Source organism: Plesiocystis pacifica SIR-1 (assembly GCF_000170895.1).
GTDB lineage: Bacteria > Myxococcota_A > Polyangia > Nannocystales > Nannocystaceae > Plesiocystis > Plesiocystis pacifica.
In genome coordinates this window covers 1-4,492 of sequence record NZ_ABCS01000212.1, presented here as the reverse complement: position 1 = coordinate 4,492, position 4,492 = coordinate 1, and the positions used below count along the sequence as shown (strand labels likewise).

Genomic DNA, 4,492 nt, shown 5'->3' with positions numbered 1-4,492 from the left:
TCGGATACGCGGTACTAGCACTAGCCTGGCGCCGAGGGGCCGCCAGGTGGCCCACGGAGCGTCGAAGCTGGCCGCCCGGTACCCTGGACCCCCGGCGCCTGAGCCTGCGCCGAGGCGGGAACAGAGACCGTCGGCGCGAGGTCGGGCGCCGCGGATGGCGGTGCTCCCGACTGTGGCCGTGGCGAAGGCGTGGGCGCCGACTGAACCCGCTGAGGTCCCCGCGACAGGCCCAGGCCAAGGCGAAGATCGGAGCCGTCGAGCTTGGTCAGCCCCGCGTAGGCGTAGCCCGCGATCAACACCGTGAGCAACGCGGTGATGAAGGAGGCGCCCGCGTCCGCGATGGGCGGCCAGCCGTCGAAGGCGAAGATCTCTGCGAACAAGCGCTCTGCCCCCAGCACCGTTCCCACCGCGCCGCTCATCGTCACCGCCCCCGCGCTCATGCGCATGGCCTGCGGATGCTCCTCGTGGTTGCTGCTCGGGATGCCCACCAAGAGCACCGCCGAGACCACGGCGAAGCCGACGATCAAATCCGGCACGGCCCGCTCGAGCCCCGCGCCGAAGTCATTGAAGGTCACGAACAAAAAGAGCAGACCCTGGACCCCGTTCGCCAGCAGGCCGGTGCCGAGCAAGAGCAGGCCCGCGAGCATGGCCTTGAGACCGATATGCTCGTCCTCGCGCCACTCGCAGGTCGGCGCGAACATCTGGCCCAAGAGCAACACCGCGTAGATCAACCCAGCGAGCGGCAACGCCCACGCGCAGATCAGCAAGGTGTTGCCCCAGCGATCGAGGCCTTCGAGGATCTGTCGTCCCACCGCTGGAATGGCTCCGAGCACGGAAGCCTGGGTCTGGAGTTCGGCCAGCAGGCTGAGACTCATGCGCAGATGGTACTCCAGGCGCCCATCGACACCCGCCCAGGTTGACCCACCTCGACACACATACGACCGGTGCGACCCTTCTCCGAATCATTACAGCCGCACTGAAAATATCCAACAGTGCACTCTGCGCGTCCATTTTGAGCTCTGCGTACAAAAGGACAGGCACACATGTATGCGCGCATCAATATCATTATTACTGGAAAATATTCACCCCCGCAGATTGCCCAAAAGCACAAGATTTCTTGGATTTAGACAAAAATCCACTCTCACTGCACCACCTCCCCATCGCAAAAGTGCAATCAAAAAAAGTGGTTGTAAAAGCATATTGTTCGAGTAGTGTGAAGCTATGAGCTTGAGCTCGTTCAAGGTCCACGTGCACCGGGGGCACGCGCGATTGCGCTTCTCCGACGGTCACGGCCGGGACCTGCGGGGCTCAGAGGTCATGCCCATCGTCGCCTTCACCTCCGACCTCGTGGCCGAAATCGCTCGCCGCCGCCGCGGCAAGCTGCGCGGCTTCAGCGTAGATCTGACGAGCGGTGTCCTCCGCGCCACCGTCGCTCCGCGCCGGGGCGAAGTCGAGGTCGTCCGCATCGACGGCGCCGAGTTCGAGACGAAGGTCCGGCCCCGCTCGGGCCCCCTCATCGAGTGGGCAGAGTACAAGTTTGGCGGCAGCCCGCTCGCCGAGTGGTCCTGAAGCAACGCGTTCAGCCCGAAGTAACGCGGTCAGCCCAAAGCAACGCGCTCAAACCAAAGCGAGCTGCGCCAGGGCGGACTCCGGGCAACCGCCGTCTCGAACGGTCATGAGCGCGGCGTGCAGTCGCTCGGGTACGTCGCAGCTAGACAGCTGATGCTCCTGAGCAGGCGTCAGCGCGTGCCCGAGTAGCTGCAACATCGCCCTGAGACCCTCGCGGTACGCACGGGCCATTCCGATGTCCACGCCCTGCCTCAGACCCCGCTCGGTAAAGCGCTCGCCGTGCTGGGCCCAGGTCAAACCACCGAGCTCCCAGTCTGAAGGGCGCTCCTCTGGCTCGGGAGACAGGACGGGATCGACGGGCGGAGGCAGTTCCATGGCTGGGTGGGCGGCGGTTTCGATGAGGTAGCGATAGCGGCGACGAGTCGGCCGAGGGAGAGGTCGAATGGCCTGGCACGCGGCGAAGACGATCGCCTCGCCTGTTGGCTCTCGGCCGTGGAAGACGGCCGACAACACGGCCGCCGTGGGACGCCCGCGGGCGCGCTCGACACAGCGGATTCGAGGCACGTGAACCGGCTCCAACAGGCAGGTACGCCGCGGCAGGTCGGGAAGCAGCTCGCGCCGAATCCAGCCGCGGACCGGCCGGCTGGGGCTCACGATGAGGAGCTCCACGTCTCGCAGGCGCAGCTCGAACTCCCGCGCCGCCGCGACCACGGATTCGGCCCAGGACTGCGCGCGGGTGCGATCTCGGCCGAGCTGGACTTCGACAATCCATACCTGCCGGGCCAGCGGATCCTCTGCGTGTGTCAAACCCGGTGGACCCGAGGGATGCCCATGAACTGTGAGTAGGAGATCGGGCAGTACGCGGCCATCGTCGTCGCGCAACCCCACCCGCTGGAGCACCCCGCTGCGATCGACGAGCATCGACACCCGCGCATCGACGGATGGACCACGGCCGGCCGCACGATCGGCCAACTCGATGGCCAGCGACATGTCGCGGCGAAACAACCACAGCAAGCTCTGATGAACGCGGCCAGCCATCCCCTCGGGAATGAGCAAGTGCCCTTCCAAATGGGCGACCCAAGGATTTCGCGGACTTGCGCCCGGCGGCGGCGTCACGAGTGGCCGAGGAGCGAGACGCTGGCCCGCCCACGGGACAGAGAGTGGCGAGGGGTTCGACATGCACCGAGATAGTCGTGGAGCCCCAGCGTCCGTTCCCACGACGCTCGGCCGGGCTGGCCCATCAACGGGCCGACTCCCGCGGCCTGCCCTTCACTCGTCGAGCCCGCGACGCATCTCGGCGGCGAGGCTGTCCCCGATCCAAGCGACCCGCGGGTGGTCTCGACCCAAGGTTGCGACGGCGACGGCCCGAGCCTCGGCCTCGCGCTCCCGGGCCTCGTCGACGCTTCCTTGCCGCGCGAGGATCACCGCCAACTCCACGAGGGTCTCCACGACCGCCGGGTGCTCCCGACCGTGAACTCGGACCTGGCGCTCGAGCGCAGACTCGACCCGCGACCGAGCCCCGCGCAGGTCCCCCTCGTCCCGCTCGATGCGAGCGAGCGCCAGCTCGACCTCGACCAGGTGCGGGTGGCTCCCGCCGAGCACCGTCAGCAAGGTCGTGCGCGCGCCCTCGACCAGGCGGCGAGACCGGGCGTGCTCGCCCATCGCCCGCGCCAGCTCCCCGCGCTCGAGGGCGACCTGCGCCCCGAGGGGATCGCCGGGCGCGTGGCTGCTCGCCACCGCTTCCGCGGCCTCGTCCAGGACCGACTCCGCCGCTTCGAGCTCCCCCGCCCGCGCCAACAGGCGCCCGCGCGCGACCGCGACCGCGGCCCGATCGCCGCCCGCGTCGCCCATGCGCTCGGCGAGGACCTCGGCCTGGCGGACCCACAGCGCACCCAGCTCGAACTCGGCGCGCTCGGTCGCCAGCTCGACGAGCCCCACGCTGGCCTCGAAGGCGACGCGATCGAGCCCGCTCCCCGACGCGGCGAAGTAGCCCGCCTCGAGGCCCTCGCGCGCGTCAACGTAGTCCCCAGCGCTCAACGCCGCTCGCCCCCAGGACACCGAGGCCTCCGACCACAGCGCGGCCTCGCGGTCTCGCTCGATGCTCTCGAGCAAGGCCCGCGCCCGCGCCCGCGCTTCGCCGTGGCGCCCGCCCCCGCGCAGCGCCCAGACCCGCGCCAGCTCGGCCCGGCGCTCGCGCTGGCGATCGTCGAGGGCGCTGCGCCCCCGCACCGCGCGGTAAGCCGGGCGCTCGCACAGCTGGGGCTCCGGCAAGCTCGCCACCAAGCCGAGGACCTCGGCCAGGTTGGCCCGCTCGCTGTCACCGACGACGTCCACGAGCGCCTCCGCGTCGACGAGCTGCGCGTCGAGGCAGCGGGCGTGCTCGGCCGCGTCCGGCCGGCCGCAGGTCTGGGCCCGAGCGCTCGCCCAGTCGTGGCTCCACTCGTCCAGGCGCATCGACACCCGCGCCCAGGTGTCCTCGGCGTAGTCCGTGTCCGTCGCCAGCATGGCCGCGCGGAGCTCCGCCTGGCGGGCCTCGCCCCACAGCTGCGCCGCCCCGCCCGAGACCTCGGCGCAGGACTGGACGCGCTCGCGCTCCACCTGCCACGCCCCCAGGCCCACGCCCACGGCCACGGTCACGGCCATGGCGACCGCTCCCCATCGACGCCGCCGCGCCGCTGGGTCGTCACGCAGGGCCGCGAGCAGCTCGACCATGCTCGGCCAGCGCTCGTTCGAGTCCTGCGCGAGGCCTCGATCCACGACGGCCCCGATCCACGCCGGCACGTCCCCGCGCTCGCGAGCGGCCTGCGCCTGCGGACCCGCCGGCTCGGCGCCCCACAGCGCGAGGTGCAAGGCCACGCAAAAAGAGAACTGGTCCGCCCGAGCGTCCACCACCTCGCCACGAAACTGCTCCGGAGCCATGAAC

4 protein-coding genes are annotated in these 4,492 nt (G+C 69.9%); 1 reads left to right on the top strand and 3 read right to left on the bottom strand.

All coding sequences use genetic code 11. The features are described 5' to 3' along the window. Positions 1-20 precede the first annotated feature (20 nt). Entirely contained in the window at positions 21-875 is an 855-nt protein-coding gene (locus PPSIR1_RS41180) for a hypothetical protein (RefSeq protein ID WP_006977280.1), read from the bottom strand. Positions 876-1,221: 346 nt separating this feature from the next. Between PPSIR1_RS41180 and PPSIR1_RS41175 the strand changes: the two genes are divergently transcribed. After that, positions 1,222-1,569, top strand: coding sequence for a hypothetical protein (locus PPSIR1_RS41175; RefSeq protein WP_006977279.1), 348 nt, complete (start codon positions 1,222-1,224; stop codon positions 1,567-1,569). Between the two features lie 48 nt (positions 1,570-1,617). Here the strand turns inward: PPSIR1_RS41175 and PPSIR1_RS41170 are convergent, their stop codons facing one another. Then, entirely contained in the window at positions 1,618-2,625 is a 1,008-nt protein-coding gene (locus tag PPSIR1_RS41170; protein ID WP_157596536.1) for a hypothetical protein, read from the bottom strand. Positions 2,626-2,838: 213 nt separating this feature from the next. Next, a partial coding sequence (locus PPSIR1_RS41165; RefSeq protein ID WP_006977277.1) for a tetratricopeptide repeat protein occupies positions 2,839-4,492 on the bottom strand: 1,654 nt, incomplete at its 5' end.